The 20,699-nt window shown below is 69.7% G+C and carries 20 protein-coding genes; 8 read left to right on the forward strand and 12 right to left on the reverse strand.

Annotation, left to right across the window (positions count from 1 at the left end):
- Nucleotides 1-182: 182 nt before the first annotated feature.
- From ACIF9R_RS24210 to ACIF9R_RS24220, 3 genes are all read right to left on the reverse strand, one after another.
- Nucleotides 183-1,688 carry an ISL3 family transposase gene (locus ACIF9R_RS24210; RefSeq protein WP_399983955.1) on the reverse strand — a complete coding sequence of 502 codons (1,506 nt, stop codon included), beginning with the start codon at nt 1,686-1,688 and terminating at the stop codon, nt 183-185.
- 60 nt (nt 1,689-1,748) lie between these two features.
- Nucleotides 1,749-1,985: a hypothetical protein gene (locus ACIF9R_RS24215; RefSeq protein ID WP_399983681.1), complete on the reverse strand. Its 237-nt coding sequence runs from the start codon at nt 1,983-1,985 to the stop codon at nt 1,749-1,751.
- Between the two features lie 234 nt (nt 1,986-2,219).
- Entirely contained in the window at nt 2,220-3,245 is a 1,026-nt protein-coding gene (locus ACIF9R_RS24220) for an ATP-dependent 6-phosphofructokinase (RefSeq protein ID WP_399983683.1), read from the reverse strand.
- A gap of 201 nt (nt 3,246-3,446) precedes the next feature.
- Here ACIF9R_RS24220 and pta point away from each other — a divergent pair, with 201 nt between their 5' ends.
- From pta to pyk, 3 genes are all read left to right on the forward strand, one after another.
- The gene (gene pta, locus ACIF9R_RS24225; protein ID WP_399983686.1) at nt 3,447-5,573 is read left to right on the forward strand and encodes a phosphate acetyltransferase; all 2,127 of its coding nucleotides are present in this window, start codon (nt 3,447-3,449) and stop codon (nt 5,571-5,573) included.
- A complete protein-coding gene (locus tag ACIF9R_RS24230) occupies nt 5,570-6,820 on the forward strand; it encodes an acetate kinase (RefSeq protein WP_399983689.1) in 1,251 nt (416 codons plus the stop codon). The genes pta and ACIF9R_RS24230 overlap by 4 nt, the downstream gene beginning before the upstream one ends.
- 88 nt (nt 6,821-6,908) lie before the next feature.
- Entirely contained in the window at nt 6,909-8,336 is a 1,428-nt protein-coding gene (gene pyk / locus ACIF9R_RS24235) for a pyruvate kinase (protein ID WP_399983692.1), read from the forward strand.
- A gap of 116 nt (nt 8,337-8,452) precedes the next feature.
- Here the strand turns inward: pyk and ACIF9R_RS24240 are convergent, their stop codons facing one another.
- From ACIF9R_RS24240 to ACIF9R_RS24255, 4 genes are all read right to left on the reverse strand, one after another.
- Nucleotides 8,453-9,769 carry a hypothetical protein gene (locus ACIF9R_RS24240; RefSeq protein WP_399983694.1) on the reverse strand — a complete coding sequence of 439 codons (1,317 nt, stop codon included), beginning with the start codon at nt 9,767-9,769 and terminating at the stop codon, nt 8,453-8,455.
- Nucleotides 9,759-10,373 carry a DUF6114 domain-containing protein gene (locus tag ACIF9R_RS24245; protein WP_399983697.1) on the reverse strand — a complete coding sequence of 205 codons (615 nt, stop codon included), beginning with the start codon at nt 10,371-10,373 and terminating at the stop codon, nt 9,759-9,761. The genes ACIF9R_RS24240 and ACIF9R_RS24245 overlap by 11 nt, the downstream gene beginning before the upstream one ends.
- A gap of 185 nt (nt 10,374-10,558) precedes the next feature.
- Nucleotides 10,559-11,200 carry a DUF6230 family protein gene (locus tag ACIF9R_RS24250; protein ID WP_399983700.1) on the reverse strand — a complete coding sequence of 214 codons (642 nt, stop codon included), beginning with the start codon at nt 11,198-11,200 and terminating at the stop codon, nt 10,559-10,561.
- 693 nt (nt 11,201-11,893) lie between these two features.
- Nucleotides 11,894-12,874, reverse strand: a complete 981-nt coding sequence (locus ACIF9R_RS24255; RefSeq protein WP_399983702.1) for a tetratricopeptide repeat protein — start codon at nt 12,872-12,874, stop codon at nt 11,894-11,896.
- 238 nt (nt 12,875-13,112) lie between these two features.
- Between ACIF9R_RS24255 and ACIF9R_RS24260 the strand changes: the two genes are divergently transcribed.
- Both ACIF9R_RS24260 and ACIF9R_RS24265 read left to right on the forward strand, forming a co-directional pair.
- The gene (locus ACIF9R_RS24260; RefSeq protein WP_399983704.1) at nt 13,113-13,742 is read left to right on the forward strand and encodes a TetR/AcrR family transcriptional regulator; all 630 of its coding nucleotides are present in this window, start codon (nt 13,113-13,115) and stop codon (nt 13,740-13,742) included.
- Nucleotides 13,743-13,913: 171 nt separating this feature from the next.
- On the forward strand, nt 13,914-14,732 hold the full coding sequence (locus tag ACIF9R_RS24265) for an SAM-dependent methyltransferase (protein WP_399983707.1): 819 nt from the start codon (nt 13,914-13,916) through the stop codon (nt 14,730-14,732).
- Nucleotides 14,733-14,913: 181 nt separating this feature from the next.
- On the opposite strand, the gene ACIF9R_RS24270 is transcribed toward ACIF9R_RS24265, so the two are convergent.
- From ACIF9R_RS24270 to ACIF9R_RS24290, 5 genes are all read right to left on the reverse strand, one after another.
- On the reverse strand, nt 14,914-16,614 hold the full coding sequence (locus ACIF9R_RS24270) for a methylmalonyl-CoA mutase (RefSeq protein ID WP_399983709.1): 1,701 nt from the start codon (nt 16,612-16,614) through the stop codon (nt 14,914-14,916).
- A 79-nt stretch (nt 16,615-16,693) separates the two neighbouring features.
- On the reverse strand, nt 16,694-17,026 hold the full coding sequence (locus ACIF9R_RS24275; protein ID WP_399983711.1) for a DUF3817 domain-containing protein: 333 nt from the start codon (nt 17,024-17,026) through the stop codon (nt 16,694-16,696).
- Between the two features lie 43 nt (nt 17,027-17,069).
- Nucleotides 17,070-17,579: a MarR family winged helix-turn-helix transcriptional regulator gene (locus tag ACIF9R_RS24280; RefSeq protein WP_399983714.1), complete on the reverse strand. Its 510-nt coding sequence runs from the start codon at nt 17,577-17,579 to the stop codon at nt 17,070-17,072.
- A gap of 111 nt (nt 17,580-17,690) precedes the next feature.
- Nucleotides 17,691-17,999: an MTH1187 family thiamine-binding protein gene (locus ACIF9R_RS24285; RefSeq protein ID WP_399983717.1), complete on the reverse strand. Its 309-nt coding sequence runs from the start codon at nt 17,997-17,999 to the stop codon at nt 17,691-17,693.
- Nucleotides 17,996-18,340 (reverse strand): DUF3817 domain-containing protein, encoded by a 345-nt coding sequence (locus ACIF9R_RS24290; RefSeq protein WP_399983720.1) that lies wholly within the window; start codon nt 18,338-18,340, stop codon nt 17,996-17,998. Before ACIF9R_RS24290 ends, ACIF9R_RS24285 begins: the two co-directional genes overlap by 4 nt.
- A 196-nt stretch (nt 18,341-18,536) precedes the next feature.
- On the opposite strand from ACIF9R_RS24290, the gene ACIF9R_RS24295 reads away from it, so the two are divergent.
- Genes ACIF9R_RS24295 through ACIF9R_RS24305 form a run of 3 tightly spaced genes read left to right on the forward strand, consistent with a single transcriptional unit; the run spans nt 18,537 to nt 20,618 of the window.
- A complete protein-coding gene (locus tag ACIF9R_RS24295) occupies nt 18,537-19,169 on the forward strand; it encodes an AIM24 family protein (protein ID WP_399983958.1) in 633 nt (210 codons plus the stop codon).
- Between the two features lies 1 nt (nt 19,170).
- Entirely contained in the window at nt 19,171-19,821 is a 651-nt protein-coding gene (locus ACIF9R_RS24300) for an AIM24 family protein (RefSeq protein ID WP_399983723.1), read from the forward strand.
- The gene (locus tag ACIF9R_RS24305) at nt 19,818-20,618 is read left to right on the forward strand and encodes an AIM24 family protein (RefSeq protein WP_399983725.1); all 801 of its coding nucleotides are present in this window, start codon (nt 19,818-19,820) and stop codon (nt 20,616-20,618) included. Before ACIF9R_RS24300 ends, ACIF9R_RS24305 begins: the two co-directional genes overlap by 4 nt.
- The last annotated feature ends 81 nt before the right edge of the window (nt 20,619-20,699 follow it).

A 20,699-nucleotide genomic window follows, 5' to 3' on the forward strand; every position in this document is an offset into this window, starting at 1 on the left:
GACAGTATGAAAATTTTATGAAAGTCACTGGTCGGAGGGGAACTTAACTCATCATCACAAGATCGGTCCAGTGCAACGGACCTGTGGTGAGGGCCCGTTGAGCTAGCCCACGCACCGCACTGCGACGCGGGTCTGTCAAACGAGCGGCCCTGTCTCACATTCGGTGGTGACGGAGTGTGCTGTTATCCGAGGAGGATGCGGTGCCGGAGCAGGGTGAAGCCTGCTCGTCCGTGCATCTGGCGTGCGACCCGTTTGGTCTTGGTGTTGACGCCCTCAGTGGGGCCGTTGCTGTACGGAAGCGTGAGCCCGGCGATCACGGCGTCGATGTCCCGGTCCAGACCCCGGGTGAAGGCGTGTAGGTGGGGCAGGCCGGCTGTTCGGACTTGGGCGATCCAGTGCGTGAGCGCATCGGCGTTGTCGGCGTGTGGCGTAAGGAGCGGGGCGAAGTCTCTGACATCTGAAGCCAGTTGGGTCATCTCGGGGCAGGCGGCGGTGAGCTTGGCCAGGAGTTCGTGCTGCTCGGGCTTGAGGTTGTCGGGTCTGGTCAGCAGCATCCGGGCGAGCCGGCGTGGCGAGATATGGCTGCGGTCGGCGTCCGCGCGGCCTTGGTTGATGTACTTGTGCAGAAGGTTCAGGCAGCCCGTGAAGCCGAGGGTCTTGATCTCTTCGAAGAGGTGCCGGACGGGGACGCCGGGGTCTTCACTTCGGCGTTTGCGCAGGTGCTCGCGGTAGGGATCGACCAGGCTGGCACGGTACTTGGGGACGCGGAGCATGCGCTCGGGCCGGTCGGCTCGGGCGTAGCGTTTGACGGTGTTCAGGGCCAGTTGCAGGCGGCGGGCGCATTCGAACAGGCCCACGCCCTTCTCGAGCAGGCCATGAACCTGATACCAGCGTTCGAGGGTGGTCTGAGCGCGGGGCCCGTCGTAGATCGGCGCGTCCAGTACGGTGGCCCAGCAGGCACTGTGTGCCTTCACCTCGCTCAGGGCGGCTTCGCACAGGTTCTTCCATAAATGCCAGCGATCACCGACGTGCACCGCGTCAGGCAGAGCACGGCGGATGGCCTCGGCGTAGGTGGCTGAGCCGTCGCGGCACACGATCTCGATGCCCGGATGCCCGCGCAGCCACGCTTCCAGGGTGTCGGCCGTGCGGTCGGGCAGCACGTCGATCCGCTCATGGGTCTCGGCGTCGATGATCACGGTGGCGTAGCGGTGGCGCCGGCGCAGGGCGAAATCGTCCACGCCGATCACGCGGGGCACCCGACCGGTGGGCAACGGGATGCGCAGCAGGGTGCGCAGGGCCGTGTGACGGGACAGGCCCACCGCGGGTATCGCCAGCAAACGTGATCCCGCCCGGCCCGCTAACTCTTTGACCACGGCCTTGACCTGCCTGGTCAGACGAGCGGTGCGTCGCTGGTATCGCTCCAGCATGCCGGGCACCTGTTCGCGGAAGGTGTGGCGGCAGCCTCGCGTGGGACACACCAGGCGCCGCACCCGCACACGGACCACCACCCGTCGCCCGTCGACCGGAACGTCGGCCACTGTCCGCCAGGGATAGCCGTGCACCCGTCCCGACGACGCCCCGCATGCTGGGCAGACCGCGGTGTCCAGCGGCGTCCGGGCCCGCACCACGATCCGCTCACCCTCGTCGGCCACATCCTCCACGACCAGCGGGGACAGACCCGAAAACACCGTCTGCACAAGCTCGTTGACATCCACCACATGAAGGGCAACGAACCTCACGACTCTCCGTCACCACCGAATGTGAGACAGGGCCGTTCGTTGGACAGACCCGGTGAGGATGTCCATGTCGATGCAGTGTTCGGCATGGACGGAGACATGTGCGGCCAGTACCAGGGCGGTCAGCCGCAGTACGGGCGGTGCGACCGGCAGCAGTAAAGGCACGGGATGCAGCGCCCAGTGGGCGGCGCGGCAGCGGGCGCGGCGGCTCGGCGCCTGGTCCAGGACCGCGGCATCGAGCAGTCGCATCAGCACGGGTGTCGACCGGAAGTTCGGCAGCTCCAGCCGGCCGGCATGAGCCAGTTCGTGCTCCCCGGCTTACGCCCAGCGGAACGCTCTGGATCGGCGGCCGGTGGAAGGGGGCCTTCCACCGGCTGCACCAGGACCGCCGGGACCAGGTGGCCGCCGCCCTCGGCCGGGGCGGCGGTCACGGCGACGCGGGTGAGCGGACGGCGGCCGGTGAGGGACCGCCTCTCGAAGCCTCTAGAAGACCGACTCCGCCTCGTCCATGCGGTTCTTCGGGACCCTCTTCAGTTCGGTGACCGCCTCCGCCAGCGACACCATCACGATGTCCGTGCCGCGCAGCGAGGTCATCTTGCCGAACTCGCCCCGGTGCGCGGCCTCCACCGCGTGCCAGCCGAAGCGGGTGGCGAGGACACGGTCGTACGCCGTGGGGACGCCGCCGCGCTGGACGTGGCCGAGGATGACCGGCCTGGCCTCCTTGCCGAGGCGGCTCTCCAGCTCGTACGCCAGGGCCGTGCCGATGCCCTGGAAGCGCTCGTGGCCGAACTTGTCGATCTCGCCCTTGCCGTAGTCCATGGTGCCCTCGGCCGGGTGCGCGCCCTCGGCGACGCAGATCACCGCGAACTTCTTGCCGCGGGCGAAGCGTTCCTCCACCATCTTGACCAACTGGGCCGGGTCGAAGGGACGTTCGGGCAGGCAGATGCCGTGGGCGCCGGCCGCCATGCCGGACTCCAGGGCGATCCAGCCCGCGTGCCGCCCCATGACCTCGACGACCATCACCCGCTGGTGGGACTCGGCGGTGGTCTTGAGGCGGTCCATCGCCTCCGTCGCCACACCGACCGCCGTGTCGAAGCCGAAGGTGCGGTCGGTGGAGGAGATGTCGTTGTCGATCGTCTTCGGCACGCCGACCACGGGCAGGCCCGCTTCGGACAGCATGTGCGCCGCGGTGAGCGTGCCCTCGCCGCCGATCGGGATCAGCGCGTCGATACCGAAGTCGTGGATCATGTCCGAGGCGTTCTCGCATGCCTCGCGGAGCCGGTCGCGCTCCAGCCGGGCGGAGCCGAGAATGGTGCCGCCGCGGGCCAGGATGCCGCTGACCGCGTTGAGGTCGAGGGTGCGGTAGTGGCCGTCGAGCAGGCCCGAGTAGCCGTCCTCGAAGCCGATGACCTCGTCGCCGTAGTTGTCGATCGCGCGGTGCACGACCGACCGGATCACTGCGTTCAGGCCGGGGCAGTCGCCGCCTGCGGTGAGAACTCCGATACGCATCGTGGCGTGTCTCCTGGTCCCTGTCGATACCGGTGAGCCAGTCACAATTGTTTCATGTCCCCGACGCGATGCCGACGCGGGACGGGCAGGCGTCGTAACCAGCGCCGGAGGTACTGTCAAGGGGGATCCGCTCACCTGTGTGGGCGATTTCTGTGACCTCGCCGATGCCTCTTGCGGCCCCCGACGAAACGGAGAGCGCGCGTGACCCGCAGCGTGTACGTGACCGGTATCGACCGCGGCGACGGCCGGCAGGTCGTCGAGCTCGGGGTCATGGAGCTCCTGACCCGGCAGGTCGACCGGGTGGGTGTGTTCCGTCCCCTGGTGCACGACGGGCCGGACCGCCTCTTCGAGCTGCTGCGGGCCCGCTACCGGCTCACCCAGGACCCGGCGACCGTCTACGGCCTCGACTACCAGAAGGCGTCCACGCTCCAGGCCGAGCAGGGCACGGACGAACTGGTGTCCACCCTCGTCGACCGGTTCCATCTGGTCGCCCGCGACTACGAGGTCGTGCTCGTCCTCGGCACCGACTACGCCGACACCCAGTTCCCCGACGAACTGGCCCTGAACGCCCGGCTCGCCAACGAGTTCGGCGCCTCGGTCATCGCCGTCGTGGGCGGCCGCCGGCAGACCGCCGAGTCGGTGCGCGCCGAGACCCGCAACGCCTACCGCGCCTACGCCACCCGGGGCTGCGACGTGCTCGCCATGGCCGTCAACCGGGTCGCCCGCGAGGACCGGGGCGAGATCGCCGAGCGGCTGGCCAACCGGCTGCCCGTGCCCTGCTACGTGTTTCCCGACGAGCCGGCGCTGTCCGCCCCGACCGTCTCCCAGATCACGCACACCCTGGGCGCGAAGGTGGTGCTCGGCGACGACTCCGGGCTCGCCCGCGACGCCCTGGACTTCGTCTTCGGCGGCGCCACGCTGCCGAACTTCCTCGCCGCGCTGTCCCCGGGCTGTCTGGTGGTCACCCCGGGCGACCGCGCCGACCTGGTCGTCGGCGCGCTGGCCGCGCACAGCGCCGGCACCCCGCCGATAGCCGGGGTGCTGCTCACCCTGGACGAGGTGCCGGGCGAACGCGTCCTCACCCTCGCCGACCGGCTCGCGCCCGGCACCCCGGTGCTCTCGGTGCCGGGCACCAGTTTTCCCACCGCCGAGCAGCTCGTCTCCCTGGAGGGCAAGCTGAACGCGGCCACCCCGCGCAAGGCGGAGCGGGCGCTCGGCCTCTTCGAGCGGTACGCCGACACCGTGGAGCTCACCCAGCGGGTCTCCGCGCCGAGCAGCGACCGGGTCACCCCGATGATGTTCGAGCACAAGCTGCTCGACCGGGCCCGTTCCGACCTGCGCCGGGTCGTGCTCCCGGAGGGCACCGAGGAGCGGGTGCTGCACGCGGCGGAGGTACTGCTGCGCCGGGGCGTGTGCGACCTGACCCTGCTCGGTGACGTCGACCAGATCCGCAAGAAGGCCGCCGACCTAGGCGTCGACCTCGGCGACACCCAGCTGATCGACCCGGCCACCTCGCAACTGCGGGACTCCTTCGCCGAGCGGTACGCGGCCCTGCGCGCCCACCGGGGCGTCACCGTGGAGCTGGCCTACGACGTCGTCTCGGACGTGAACTACTTCGGCACCCTGATGGTGCAGGAGGGCCTCGCCGACGGCATGGTGTCCGGCACGGTGCACTCCACGGCCGCGACCATCCGGCCGGCCTTCGAGATCATCAAGACCCGCGAGGACGCCGGGATCGTCTCCTCCGTCTTCTTCATGTGCCTGGCCGACAAGGTGCTCGTCTACGGCGACTGCGCGGTCAACCCCGACCCGAACGCCGAGCAGCTCGCCGACATCGCCGTGCAGTCGGCGGTCACGGCCGCGCGGTTCGGCGTGGAGCCGCGGATCGCGATGCTGTCGTACTCGACGGGCACCTCCGGTTCCGGCGCCGATGTGGACAAGGTGCGCACCGCCACCGAGCTGGTGCGCTCCCGTCGGCCCGACCTGCGCATCGAGGGACCGATCCAGTACGACGCGGCGGTGGAGCCCTCGGTCGCGGCGACCAAGCTGCCGGGCTCGGAGGTGGCCGGACAGGCGACCGTGCTGATCTTCCCCGACCTGAACACCGGCAACAACACCTACAAGGCCGTGCAGCGCTCGGCCGGCGCGATCGCCGTCGGCCCGGTGCTCCAGGGTCTGCGCAAGCCGGTCAACGACCTGTCCCGGGGCGCCCTGGTCCAGGACATCGTCAACACCGTCGCCATCACGGCGATCCAGGCCCAGACCCCGGGCCCCTCACCCTCCCCGGCCGCCTCCCCGGTCCCGAGCGAGAAGGCAACCGCCCAGTGAGCAGCCCCACCCGTGTCCCCGCCGGTGTCCCCGCCGGGGCCCCCAGCCGTGTCCTCGTCCTCAACTCCGGCTCCTCCTCGGTGAAGTACCAGCTGCTGGACATGGACGACAGCAGCCGGCTGGCCACCGGCCTGATCGAGCGCATCGGCGAGCGGACCTCGCTGGTGCGGCACACCCCGCTCGCGGCGGGCGGCGGGACCCGGGAGCGGACCGGCCACGTCGCCGACCACGACGCCGCCCTGAAGGCGATGGCCGAGGAGCTGGCCGCCGACGGTCTCGGCCTGGACTCCCCCGAACTGGCCGCGATCGGCCACCGTGTGGTGCACGGCGGGATGCGCTTCACCGAGCCCACGGTGATCGACGACCGCGTGCTCGAGGAGATCGAGCGGCTGATCCCGGTCGCCCCGCTGCACAACCCGGCCAACCTCACCGGCATCCGTACGGCCATGACGCTGCGCCCCGACCTGCCGCAGGTCGCCGTCTTCGACACCTCGTTCCACACCACGATGCCGGAGTCCGCCGCCCGGTACGCGATCGACGTGCAGACCGCCGACGAGCACCGCATCCGCCGCTACGGCTTCCACGGCACCTCGCACGCGTATGTCTCCCGGGAGACCGCGAGGCTGCTGGGGAAGGCGCCCGAGGAGGTGAACGTCATCGTGCTGCACCTGGGCAACGGGGCGTCCGCCTCGGCGGTGCGGGGCGGGCGCTGCGTGGACACGTCCATGGGGCTGACGCCCTTGGAGGGGCTGGTGATGGGTACGCGGTCCGGGGACATGGACCCGGCCGTCATCTTCCATTTGATGCGCGTCGGCGGAATGTCCGCCGACGAGATCGACACTCTTCTCAACAAGAAGAGCGGTCTCGTCGGACTGTGCGGGGACAACGACATGCGGGAGATCCGGCGCCGGATCGACGAGGGCGACGCACAGGCGGAGCTCGCGTTCGACATCTACATTCACCGTCTGAAGAAGTACATCGGCGCCTATTGCGCCGTCCTCGGGCGGGTGGACGCCGTGGCCTTCACCGCCGGGGTCGGCGAGAACGCCGCTCCGGTGCGGGAGGCGGCGGTGGCCGGCCTGGAGGGGCTGGGCCTGGCGGTCGACGCCGGGCGCAACGCCGTGCACGGCGGCGGGGCGCGGCTGATCTCTCCCGAGGGCGCGCGGGTGGCGGTGGCGGTGGTACCGACGGACGAGGAAAGGGAGATCGCACAGCAGACCTACGCCCTGGTCGGAAAGAACGACTGAGCAGGAACCAACTGAGCAGGGACTTTCTCATATGTAGCTTCCACCAGACGGAATATTCCGGAGCGAAACAAACCGTTAGGATCGCCCCATGCGCCGTTCGAAAATCGTCTGTACTCTCGGCCCCGCGGTCGACTCCCACGAGCAGCTTGTCGCCCTGATCGAAGCCGGCATGAACGTGGCCCGCTTCAACTTCAGCCACGGCACGCACGCCGAGCACCAGGGCCGGTACGACCGGGTCCGTGCCGCCGCCAAGGAGACGGGCAGGGCCATCGGTGTCCTCGCCGACCTCCAGGGCCCGAAGATCCGCCTGGAGACCTTCGCCGAGGGTCCCGTCGAGCTGGTGCGCGGTGACGAGTTCACCATCACCACCGAGGACGTCCCGGGCGACAGGACGATCTGCGGAACGACCTACAAGGGCCTCCCGGGCGATGTCTCCCGCGGCGACCAGATCCTGATCAACGACGGCAACGTCGAACTGAAGGTGCTCGACGTCGAGGGCCCCCGGGTGAAGTCGATCGTCATCGAGGGCGGTGTCATCTCCGACCACAAGGGCATCAACCTGCCCGGCGCGGCCGTGAACGTGCCCGCGCTGAGCGAGAAGGACATCGAGGACCTGCGGTTCGCCCTGCGGATGGGCTGCGACCTGGTCGCGCTGTCCTTCGTCCGGGACGCCAAGGACGTGGCCGACGTCCACCGCGTGATGGACGAGGAGGGCCGCCGGGTCCCGGTCATCGCCAAGGTGGAGAAGCCGCAGGCGGTGGAGAACATGGAGGGCGTCGTGGCGGCCTTCGACGCCGTCATGGTCGCGCGCGGCGACCTGGCCGTCGAGTACCCGCTCGAGAAGGTCCCCATGGTGCAGAAGCGCCTGATCGAGCTGTGCCGGCGCAACGCCAAGCCGGTGATCGTGGCGACCCAGATGATGGAGTCGATGATCACCAACTCCCGGCCGACCAGGGCCGAGGCCTCCGACGTGGCCAACGCCATCCTGGACGGCGCCGACGCGGTGATGCTGTCGGCCGAGTCGAGCGTGGGCGCGTACCCGATCGAGACCGTGCGGACGATGTCGAAGATCGTCCAGGCGGCCGAGCAGGAGCTGCTGTCCAAGGGCCTGCAACCGCTGGTGCCCGGCAAGAAGCCGCGCACCCAGGGCGGTTCGGTGGCCCGCGCCGCCTGCGAGATCGCCGACTTCCTCGGCGGCAAGGGTCTGGTCGCCTTCACCCAGTCCGGCGACACGGCCCGGCGGCTGTGCCGCTACCGGGTCGCCCAGCCGATCCTGGCGTTCACCACGGACGAGTCGACGCGCAATCAGCTGACGCTCAGCTGGGGCGTGGACCCGCACGTCGTGCCGTTCGTGAACAGCACCGACGAGATGGTCGAGCTGGTCCAGCAGGAGCTGGTCAAGCTGCACCGCTTCAGCGAGGGCGACATCGTGATCATCACGGCCGGCTCGCCCCCCGGCGTCCCCGGCACCACCAACATGGTCCGCGTCCACCACCTGGGCGGCGCGACCGCCTGATCCGGACCACTCCGGTACGCCATCGAGGGCGCCCCCCGCCGCGCGGGGGGCGCCCTCGATGGTTGTGGTGCGGTTCCCGGAAGGTCCGGACTGCTCCAGGAAGGTCCGGCGGCGGCTCAGTCGGTGACGTACTGGCGCAGGCCGGGGATGTGCAGGGTTCCGCCGAACTGACCGGCCTGCTGCACCGTCACGTCGGTGAAGTAGATCAGCGGGATGTTCAGCGGCGGGGGGTGCTCCGGGTCGAACGTGATCGGGATCAGCCCGAGGAGCTTGCCGGAGATGCGCTCCGTGTACATCACGGTGTCGCCGTCGCGGATGGTGGACGTCGATCCCTTGGCGGCCTGCACGTGGTGGGTCTTGCCGGACTGTTCGTCCTTGACCGTCTGGTGCAGGTCCCCGATGTCGGTGCCGTTGGAGACGACGTACTTCAGCACCTCCTTGACGCTCCCGTCGGCCGTCCGGACCTTGACGATGCCCTTGTAGTCGGCACCCTTCAGGGTCAGCGAGCTGGCGTTGAGGTACCACGGGTCGTCGGGCAGCAGGATCTTGTTGTCGACCCCGCCCTCGGCGTCCGTGGCGACGGGGCAGTCCTCGAGGTCCACCGTGGCCGACTCGGACGGGCTCGGGGAAGCGCTGGCCTCGGGGGTCGCGGTCGCTTCCGCGTCCTCCTTCTCCTCGTCGGCCTTGTCCTCGTCCTCGTCCTTGCCCTTGTCCCCGGTGTCCTCGGGCGCTTGGGAGTCCTTGCCGCCGGAGTCCTCCTCCGCCGGTTCCGAGGCCGTCCCTCCCGTCTCCCCTGCGGTGCCCGCCTTCTCGTCGGTGGCGGGGGCGGAGGTGGACGGGGTGGGGGTCGGGCTCGCCTCTTCCTGCTTGTCCTTCGGAGTGAAGACGTCCTTGATGGCGTCCCCGATCTCCTCGAGCACGTTGCGGTCGGTCTCCGACGGGGACGGCTCGGGCTCGGCCTTCTGCTCGGCGGCCTGGCCGTCCGCGGTCGCGGAGGGAGTCGGCGTCGGCTCGGGCTTTTCGCCGGAACCTGAATCCGGCGACGAGCCACTGGCCTTGTCGCTGTCCGCGTCCGAGGTCTTCTTCTCGGGGACCTTCGCCGAGGGCTCCTCGTCCGGGGTCTCCTCGTCCGGTGACGCGCTCTCGCTCGCCGTGGCGGACGGTGTGGGCGACGCGGAGGCGTCCCCCTTCTCGGCGTCCGCGAGGGCGGCCACGCAGTCCTTGTACTCGTCCGCGGTCAGGCTGTTCGAGAGCGGCGTCGTCCCGTCGTTGCCGTCGGCGAGGGCCAGTGTCGGCGTGAAGCCCATGCCCATGAGGACCGCCGTGGGCATCGCCGCCAGGGCGATCACCTTGCCGCTGGGCACCTGGAGTCTGGTGAGCAGCGGCTTCTTGGGGGCCGCGTGACGCGGCCCGCGCACCTCGTCAACCGACACGGTGCCCCCCGTCGTGGAATGCGGCCCGGGCACCGTCCGTCTCGCCGACGTCGCCGTCCTTGTGGAAGGACACCGGGTCCTGCGGTCCGGCGGCGGGGTCATGAGGCGCGTAGTCCTCGGCTCCCCGGTCCGCGGACGCGTCGTCGTCGGCTCCCTCGTCGGTGGGCGCGTCCGATCCGTCGTGCTCTCCCGCGGCCTCGGCCGGCGGTACGCCCGGCACCCAGGAGAGGGAGAGAGCGCCACCGATCATCGCGAGCAGGAAGCCGATGAAGAAGCCGCCGAAGTTGGAGACCACCAGGGACACCAGGGCCAGCAGGATCGCCGCGACACCGGCGAAAACCCGGGTGGCCGACTGGAACCACATGGTCAGGCCCAGCGTGACCAGCAGGACACCGATGATCAGTGAGCCGGCGCCGGCCGTCGTCGCCATGGCGAGCGACATGTGGCCCAGCTTGAGGGTGGCATAGGGGAGATAGGCGATGGGTATTCCGCCCAGCAGCGTGAACAGGCCGGCCCAGAACGGCCGGGCGCCGCGCCAGCCGCGGAATCGCAGACGCATCCGGGTGAAGGTCCCGGCGCTCTGGACCGGAGTCTCGGCACTCATGGAAAAAGCTCCCTGGGTCCGGTGGAAGTACGTGCCGGCTCGGCCGTAGGCATGGAGAAGCCGGACATCTGAATCTGTGAGGACGACCCGGCACGTGGACAGGCCGGGCGGCGGGGCGGAGAAGCGACGGCTCCCCCGCCCCCGGACGGCTCAGCCGCCCCGGGTCACCCCGGTGACGGAGACCGTCAGTAGCACTCCATCTTGGAGCTCGTGCCGAGACGCATCGACAGGTTGTTCAGCGTGAACGTGCCGGCCGAGGTCGCCCACGCCGTCTGCTCGACGTCGTAGAGGTCGGCCGACTCCGCCTGCTGGGCGAAGCCGCCCGGCAGCGTGCTCGCCTCGTCCTTGTTCGCCGGGCCACGCGTCTTGTCCTTGACCGCCACACCGATGTCGATGTTGTGGAACGTCGCATCGGCGTCGAGCTGGGCGACGTCGATGTAGAGGTTCTTGGCCTTGACCGGCTTCTCCGCCTCAGTGCCGGCCGTGAGACGGAGGTAGATCGAACCCACGAAAGGCACGTCCGTCTTGACCGACTGGCACATGTTGGTGAGGGTCGCGTCGTCGAACGACGAGATCGCCACCGGCACCTGCGTCTTCTTGTCACCCTTGACCGAGGTGTAGACGCTGTCTATACCGCCGTACTGGGCGAAGCCCTCACCGTGCAGGTGATCGACCGTCACCTTGAACTGCTGGCCGGAGACGCTGAACGAGGCCGCGAGAGCGCCCTGCGCCAAGCTGATGCCCACCGCCGCCGTAGCGAGCACGCTGGGCACCATGACCACAGCGAACCGCTTCCATCTGGTCCCGCCACGCACCTGGGACTGCATATGTCCTCCTTCTCGGACGTACATCTCCTGCCCCGACTCGCCGCCATGAACGGTGGCCCAGTTGGGCAGGGATGGGAGAAGTGCTACGTCCTCGGGAAGGAGAGCGCCCGGACTCGACGACACGTACACCGCGCCCGAATCACCGGCGATCACCCCCGAGCGACAACCACTGGTCGCGCCTGACACGCATCACGCACAACCCTGCCGGACAGGCTTCACCCAGCGGGCGAAGACCCCCCTGTCCAAGAACCGGCGCCACTGCCGCCGGTTCTGCTCGGTGGGGACCCAGGAGTTCCCGCGGCCCGACCGGCTGTCGGGACTACGGGGTAATGGACCGAGCGTGGCCGATCGTGGTGCATTCTCGCCGCCCGCACAAGGGGGTTCGTTACTCGCTAGTAACGACCGGATAACCGCGTGGCGACCCGGGGACCTCACTCGACGACGCTCGGTGCATCGGAGGGGGTGTACAAAACTATTGATCGATGGACAGAATCCGACAGATCAACGCCTGCGACTTACTCGCAGTAACAGCGGCCGCGATTACCAAGATTTGGTAAAGCGCGGCCGCTTCGGCCCCCTTGAGCCGATCCGCAACTCGGGCACCACGGACCCGATCGACCGGCAAACCGGCCGCTATCGGTCACCCGTACCGACGGGCTTCGGACACTCTGTCCGGCCGGGCACCCGGTCCGCTCAGAACAGGGCCCGCGCCAGCGCGCGGCGCGCGGCCATCACCCGTGGATCCTCGGCGCCGACCACCTCGAACAGCTCCAGCAGCCGCACCCGTACGGCGTCACGGTCGTCGCCCGCGGTACGCGCCACCGTCTCGATGAGCCGGCCGAAGGCGTCCTCGACATGACCGCCCACCAGGTCCAGGTCGGCGGCGGCGATCTGCGCGGCGGCGTCCCGCGGCTTGTCGGCGGCGTCCTTGCGCACCTGCTGCGGGTCCAGGCCCTGCACCCGCTGGAGGAGTTCGGCCTGGGCCAGACCCAGCGTCGCCTCCGGGTTGCCCGGGTCGTCGGCCAGCACGTTCTTGTACGCCTGGACGGCGCCGGCGAGGTCCCCGCTGTCCAGGGCCTGCACGGCGGCCTCCAGCAGGGCGTCGTACGGCCCTACGGCCTCGGCCGCGGCGGCCGCCGGGGCCGCCCCGCCCGGCACGGCGTCCGGGTCGACGGTGAGACCGGTCAGGCCGAAGCGCTGCTCGCCGACCTGCACCAGCTGGTCCAGGGTCTGGCGGATCTGCTGCTCGCCCGCGGCACCCTGGAAGAGCGGCAGCGCCTGCCCGGCCACCACCGCGAAGACCGCCGGGATCCCCTGGATCCCGAACTGCTGCATCAGCATCTGGTTGGCGTCGACGTCGATCTTGGCGAGCATGACGCGCCCGTTGTATTCGACGGTGATCCGCTCCAGGAGCGGGCTCAGCTGCTTGCAGGGCTCGCACCACTCGGCCCAGAAGTCGATGACGACCGGGACCTCGGTGGACCGCTGCAGGACGTCGCGCTCGAAACCGGCCTCGTCGACGTCGATCACGAGGTCCGCCGGGGAGATCGCGCCCCCGCCGCCCTGCCGGGCCGTCTCGGCGCGCGCCTGCTCCGCCTTCGCCTTGGCCTCCTGGGCCGCCTTCACCGCGGCGAGGTCGACGACCCCGCTCATGGACATGTTCCGTGGCTGCATGCGTCTATCCTCCCCCGTACACCGCGCGTGTGTGAAAAACGCCGGGTAAACCCGGACGTACGTGTGCTGTTGGCGCCGGGTCCCCACCCCACGCCGGTGGTCGTCGCTCGGGCGCGCCGGTCGAGCGCGCCTTTCGCTACGGGTCGTAGCGTAATACCGATCAGTGACCTCGCGGCACCCCTTTCGGGTGATCTCTCTCACGAGCTACCGTTCGGTATCCCCCGGTTATGGTCATGCCATGCAGAGCCACACCCCCGCCGGCCGCACCGGTCGCCCGCGCAACGCCGCCGCGGATGCCGCGATCCTGGCCGCGACCCGGGAGGCTCTGGTCGAACTCGGCTGGTCCAAGCTCACCCTGGGAGACGTGGCGGTGCGCGCGGGGGTCGCCAAGACCACCCTCTACCGCCGCTGGCCGGGCAAGAACGAACTGGTCGTGGACGCGGTCGCGGAGCTCTTCGACGAGCTGACCCTGCCCGACCGCGGTTCGCTGGCCGCCGACATCGAGGGCGTGGTGCTCCAGTTCGCGGCGATACTGGCCCGTCCGGAGGCGCGCAGCGGCCTGATGGCGGTGGTCGCCGAGTCCACCCGCGACGACGCCCTGCGCGAGCGCATCCGCGCCTCCATCGTCGAACGCCAGAAACGCCTCGTCCTCGCGGGCCGCGCCCGCGCCCAGCAACGGGGCGAACTCCCGGCCGAGCCGGACCCCGCGGAGGCGGCCCGCACGGTCGACCTGATCTTCGACATGGTGGCCGGCGCGGTGGTGCACCGCACCCTGGTGAGCGCGGAACCGGCCGACGAGCAATGGGTCCACGGCCTCACCCGCGTCCTGCTGTCCGGGCTGGCCGCGGCCCCCGTCTCGACGACGTGACCGGAGCGCTTCTCCACCGACACGCCGCCTGGGCGCGGTTCGGCCGGGAGAAGCGCTCCGATCAACGCCCACCGTCGGCCGATACTCGTCTGTCGTCGCGCCCCGGGGCCTGCGAGGATCCTGGTCGTCCCCACAGGACGTACCGGAAGCCCAGTGGCCAGGGAGGCGCGCATGACCGGGACCGGACCCGGACCCGGACCCGTACGGATCGACCCCTCCAGGCCGCACCCGGCCCGCGTCTACGACTGGTTCCTCGGTGGCAAGGACAACTACCCGGTCGACGAGGAACTGGGCCGGCAGATCATGGGTGTCGACGGCACCGCCCGGCACATCGCCCGCACCAACCGCTGGTTCATGCAGCGCGCCACGCTGTGGCTGGCCGCCGAGGCGGGCATCCGGCAGTACCTCGACATCGGCACCGGCATCCCCACCGAGCCCAATCTGCACCAGATCGCCCAGCGCGTTGCGCCCGAGTCCCGCATCGTCTACGCCGACAACGATCCCGTCGTCCTGAAGCACGCGGAGGCGCTGCTGCGCAGCACCCCCGAGGGCGACACCGACTACGTCCAGGCCGATGTGCGCGAGCCCGGCCGCATCCTCCGGCAGGCCCGCGAGAGCCTGGACCTCGACCGGCCGGTGGCGCTGTCCCTGGTGGCGCTGACGCACTTCCTCGGCGCCGAGGACGACCCGTACGCCCTGGTGGCCCGGCTGGTCGACGCCCTCCCCTCCGGCAGCCATCTGGTGCTGTCCCAGCTCACCGCCGACTTCGACCCCGAGGGCGTCGGACGCGGGGTCGCGATGTACGCGGCGGGTGGTGTCACCCTCGCGCCGCGCACCCACGCGGAGATCGCGCGGTTCTTCGAGGGGCTGGAGTTCGTCGATCCCGGGCTCGTCCAGGTGACCGACTGGCGTCCCGAACTCGCCGACGGGGAGAGCGTCGACGACAGCGCCGTGATCTCGCTGTACGGCGCGGTGGCCCGCAAGCCGTGAGGACCCCCGGCTCCGTCACCCCGGCGGGCGCGACTGCCCGTTGGCCGGTCGTAGGGGCCGGTCGTACGGGCCGGCCGTACGGGGGCGTTCCGGCGCACTCCCGCCGGCCCGCCCCGCACACGCGTCCGGCAGGCACCGTGTCGGTCGACACCGTGCCTGCCGGGGAGTCCGAGGGCGGGGTTCAGAAGCCGGCCGGCTCCCGGTACACGCCCCATTCGTCGCGCAGGACGCCGCAGATCTCGCCGAGGGTCGCCTCCGCGCGTACGGCGTCGAGCATGGGCTCGATCATGTTGGCCCCGGAGCGCGCGGCGGCGACCATGGCGTCGAGCGTGCCGCGCACCTTCGCGTCGTCGCGGCCGGTCCTCCGCTCGCCCAGCAGCCGGACCTGCTCGCGCTCCACCTCGTGGCTGACCCGGAGGATCTCGAGGTCGCCGGTGACCGACCCGGTGTGGACGTTGACGCCGACGACCCGCTTGTCGCCCTTCTCCAGCGCCTGCTGGTAGCGGAACGCCGACTCGGCGATCTCGCCGGTGAACCAGCCGTCCTCGATGCCGCGCAGGATGCCGGAGGTGATCGGCCCGATGGGGTGCTTGCCGTCCGGGTGGGCGCGCAGGCCCCGCTCCTTGATCTGCTCGAAGATCTTCTCGGCGTCCGCCTCGATCCGGTCGGTGAGCTGCTCGACGTACCAGGAACCGCCCAGCGGGTCCGCGACGTTGCCGACGCCGGTCTCCTCCATCAGTACCTGCTGGGTGCGCAGGGCGATCTCGGCGGCCTGCTCGCTGGGCAGTGCGAGGGTCTCGTCGAGGGCGTTGGTGTGCAGGGAGTTGGTCCCGCCGAGGACGGCGGCCAGCGCCTCGACGGCGGTCCGTACGACGTTGTTGTACGGCTGCTGCGCGGTCAGCGAGACACCGGCGGTCTGGGTGTGGAACCGCAGCCACTGCGCCTTGTCGCTCTTCGCGCCGTAGACGTCCCGCATCCACCGCGCCCAGATCCTGCGCGCGGCGCGGAACTTGGCGATCTCCTCGAAGAAGTCGACGTGCGCGTCGAAGAAGAAGGACAGTCCGGGCGCGAACACGTCCACGTCAAGACCGCGGCTGAGCCCCAGTTCCACGTACCCGAAGCCGTCCGCGAGCGTGTAGGCGAGCTCCTGCGCGGCCGTCGCCCCGGCCTCGCGGATGTGGTAACCGGAGACGGAGAGCGGCTTGTACGCGGGGATGCGGGCCGCGCAGTGCTCCATGAGGTCGCCGATCAGACGCAGATGGGGCTCGGGCTGGAAGAGCCACTCCTTCTGCGCGATGTACTCCTTGAAGATGTCCGTCTGGAGCGTGCCGTTGAGCACGGCCGGGTCGACGCCCTGCCGCTCGGCGGCCACCAGGTACATGCAGAACACGGGTACGGCGGGCCCGCTGATGGTCATGGAGGTGGTGACGTCCCCGAGCGGGATGTCACGGAACAGGACCTCCATGTCGGCCGCCGAGTCGATCGCCACCCCGCAGTGCCCGACCTCGCCCAGGGAGCGCGCGTCGTCGGAGTCGTGACCCATGAGCGTCGGCATGTCGAAGGCGACGGAGAGCCCGCCGCCGCCGTTGCGGAGGATCATCTTGTAGCGCTCGTTGGTCTGCTCCGCGTTCCCGAACCCGGCGAACTGCCGGATGGTCCACGTCCGCCCCCGGTAGCCGGTCGGATACAGCCCGCGGGTGAAGGGGTACTCCCCCGGCCAGCCGATCCGCTCGAAGCCCTCATAGGTGTCCCCGGGCCGGGGACCGTACACCGGCTCGACGGGATCGCCGGAGAGCGTGGTGAAATCCGCGTCGCGCTTGCGTGCGGCGTCGTACCGGGCCTGCCAGCGTCGGCGGCCCTCCTCGATGGCGTCAGCGTCCATGCCTTCAAATTTACTAGGACGTCCAAGTAAATGTCGATGGCAAACCGCCGCACGCTGCTCCGTACGGCGGTGAGACGCGTTACGCGACCGCGGGGGCCTCGTCCACGATCTTGCCCTCCAGCTCACGGCTGATCCTGCGCTCCACGAAGAACGCGGCCGTGGGCACGGTGCCGGCCAGCAGCACCCAGAGCTGCTTCTTCACGGGCCACTTCTGCTTGGAGCCGAGGTCGAAGGCGAAGATCAGGTACACGACGTACAGCCAGCCGTGCGCGATGCTGACCACCTGCGTGAAGTCGGCCGCCCCGCCCATGTCGAGCACGTACTTGCCGATCATGCCGAAGGTCAGCGCGACAAGGAGAACACCGGTGACGTAGGCCATGACCCGGTAGCGGGTGAACACGCTTTTCTTCATGGACACGAGCGTAACGGTCCGTTCCGGGAGATCTTGGCGGGGGTCAGTCCTCCTCGAAGTCCCCCGCCGCCACCCGCAGCGGCCGCAGGATGGCGAACAGCTCGGCGCACTCCTCGGCGTCGTAGGCGCTCAGGCCGAAGTCCATCGCCATCAGGTCGCGGGTGGCGGCCTCGACGACATCGCGGCCCTTGTCGGTGATGGTCGCCAGAGTGCCGCGGCCGTCGTTGGGGTTCGGGCGCCGGGACACGAGACCGGAGCGCACCAGCCGGTCCACGGTGTTCGTCACCGACGTGGGATGCACCATCAGCCGCTCACCGATCTTCGACATCGGCAGCTCACCGGACTTCGAGAAGGTCAGCAGCACCAGCGCCTCGTAGCGCGCGAACGTGAGCCCGTACGGCTTGACGACCGCGTCGACCTCGGCCAGCAGGATCTGGTGGGCGCGCATGACCGAGGTGATCGCGGCCATGGACGGCACGTTTCCCCAGCGCTGCTTCCAGAGCTCGTCGGCGCGGGCGATGGGATCGAACGAGAGACTGAGCGGCTTCGACACGGACCAGACCCTACCGGCCGGTCATATGTCGGTCAGCCCTGTCTCACTCATCGGTCCGCGAGGCCGCCGACGGGACCGGAGACTCCCCGGGGGGCGGCCTCGCGGCAGCGGTTACGGTTGCGCGTCGCCGGGTGCCAGGTGCCGCTCGACGGTCTCCACCTTCGAGGTGAGGCCGTCCGTCACGCCCGGGCGGATGTCCGCCTTGAGGACGAGGGAGACGCGCGGGGCGCGGGCCTCGACGGCGGCCACGGCGCGCTTCACCACGTCCATGACCTCGTCCCACTCGCCCTCCACCGAGGTGAACATCGCGTCGGTGCGGTTCGGCAGGCCCGACTCGCGGACCACCCGCACGGCGTCGGCGACGTACTCCCCCACGTCCTCGCCGACACCGAGCGGTGTGACGGAGAAGGCGACGATCATGCGCCGACGACCCCCTCGTTACGGGCACGGGAGGCGATCACCGCGTCCTCGGCCTCGCGCTTGAGGCGGCGGTCGGCGAAGAAGCCGCCGGTGGGCAGGACCGACATCGCGAAGTAGAAGGCGGCGGTGCCCAGCGGCCACTTGGCGCGGTTCCAGGCGTCGGCCCAGAAGAGCACGTACACGACGAAGAGGAAGCCATGGATCGCGCCCACCACCGGGACGGCGTTGAAGTCCGTGGTCCGCTTCAGGACCGAGCAGACGAGCAGCAGCAGGAACGAGATCGCTTCGGGGCCCGAGACCAGGCGGAGGCGGCGGAGGGCGGAGGCGGTCTTGATGTCCACGGGTCACCTTCGAGGGGAGAGACGTCGGCGTCGACGGGTCGGTCGGCTTGTGAACATACGCACAAGCGCGCGTCCATTGTGGCAAACCGCGTCCAAGGTCACGGGAAGGGGGTACTTAGGGGATCGATCAGGGTGCGACCCGGGCTCCTGGATCTGTCGGCGGGGCAAAGGGGCGGCTACCGTCGCATCCGTGGCGATGTTCCGACTTCAGAGCAGCAAGGTGCTCGCTGTCGACATGACCGGGGATGCCGTGAAGGCGAAGAACGGCTCCATGGTCGCGTACGACGGCGAGATGGCCTTCAAGAAGCTCAGCGGTGGTGGTGAGGGGCTGCGGGGGATGGTGACCCGCCGGCTCACGGGCGAGCAGATGACGCTGATGGAGGTGAAGGGGCACGGGACCTGTTTCTTCGCGGACCGGGCCTCCGAGATCAATCTGGTGGGGCTGCGGGGCGACACGCTGTACGTGGAGTCCAGCAATCTGCTGGCGACCGATGGGGGGCTGCGTACCGGGACCACGTTCACCGGCCTGCGCGGGGCCTCGCAGGGCAACGGGCTGTTCACGACCACGATCGAGGGCCACGGCCAGGCGGCGATCATGTCGGACGGGCCGGCCGTGCTGCTGAGGGTGAGTCCGCAGTACCCGCTGACGGTCGACCCGGGCGCGTACGTGGCGCACCAGGGGAATCTGCGGCAGTCGTTCCAGTCGGGTGTGACCTTCCGCACCCTGATGGGCGAGGGCGGCGGCGAGGCCTTCCAGATCCGGTTCGAGGGCGACGGGGTGGTCTACGTCCAGCCCAGTGAGCGCAACACGATCGCGGGGGACGTGTGACATGGGCTTCCGGGAGATCAACTCGAAGATGATCGAGGCGACGGTGGCGCCGGGGCAGCGGCTGTTCAGTCAGCGCGGCGCGATGCTCGCGTACAAGGGGGAGGTCGGCTTCACTCCGAACCTGCGCGGCGGGCAGGGCGGGGTGATGTCGATGATCGGGCGGCGGGTCGCCAACGAGGACACGCCCCTGATGACCGTCGAGGGCAACGGCACGGTCCTCTTCGGGCACGGCGGCCATCACATCCAGGTGATCAACCTTGCCGGGGACACGCTGTACGTCGAGGCCGACCGGCTGCTCGCCTTCGAGGGCACGCTGGAGCAGGGCACGGTGTTCCTCGGCGCCCAGGGCGGGGTGATGGGCATGGTCCGGGGGCAGGTCTCCGGGCAGGGTCTCTTCACCACCTCGCTGAAGGGGCACGGGGCGGTCGCGGTGATGGCCCACGGTGGGGTGATCGAGCTTCCGATCACCCCGCAGCGGCCGGTGCGGGTCGACCCGCAGGCCTATGTGGCGCACCACGGCGACGTGCGCAACAAGCTGTCGACCGCCCTCGGCTGGCGGGACATGGTGGGCCGTGGCTCCGGCGAGGCCTTCCAGTTGGAGCTGAGCGGCAGCGGTGCCGTGTACGTCCAGGCGTCGGAGGAGAAGCTGTGAGCACGTACGGAACGCCGGGCGCCGGGCCCATGGCGTACGACCCCATGACGCTGCCGTCCGACGACAGCGTCGATCACTACACCTTCTGCGTGGAGCTCAAGGGCACCCAGTGGTTCATGCAGAAGGGGAAGATGATCGCCTACTACGGTTCGATCGAGTTCAACGGCATCGGGCACGGGCGACTCGACCGACTTGTCCGTACGGCGTTCCATTCGCCACTGCACGCGAGCGACTGGGTCGTGGCGGAGGGCTCGGGCAAGATGCTGCTCGCCGACCGGGCCTTCGACGTGAATTCGTACGACCTCGAGGACGGCAACCTGACCATTCGCTCGGGCAACCTCCTCGCTTTTCAGCCAAGTCTCGCGCTCAAGCAATCGATCGTGCCGGGTTTTCTGACGCTGATCGGAACCGGAAAGTTCGTGGCCGCCTCCAACGGCCCGGTGGTGTTCATGGAGCCCCCGATCCGGGTGGATCCGCAGGCACTGGTCGGCTGGGCGGACTGCCCGTCGCCCTGCCACCACTACGACCACGGGTACATGACCGGCATCATGGGCGGTCTACGTGCGATGACGGGCCTGGGCGGGGCGTCCGGCGAGGAGCATCAGTTCGAGTTCGTGGGGGCGGGGACGGTGCTGCTCCAGTCGTCCGAGGCGCTCATGGCGGAGCAGGCGACGGGGGCGCCTCCCCATGAGCCGGGGGTGCCCGGAGGCGGGGTTCCGGGTGGCCACGGGCAGGGTGCGGGGGCACCGCGTCTTCCCGGACAGCTGGGAGACCTCCAGCGTCGCTTCGGGCTGTGAGCGGTAATGTGCGGGGTGTGACATCGAACGCGTGAACGCGGTGTCACCCATAAGCCCATTAGTTCGCCTTTCAACTTCTTA

This window comes from Streptomyces sp. NPDC086080 (genome assembly GCF_044540255.1).
Lineage (GTDB): Bacteria > Actinomycetota > Actinomycetes > Streptomycetales > Streptomycetaceae > Streptomyces.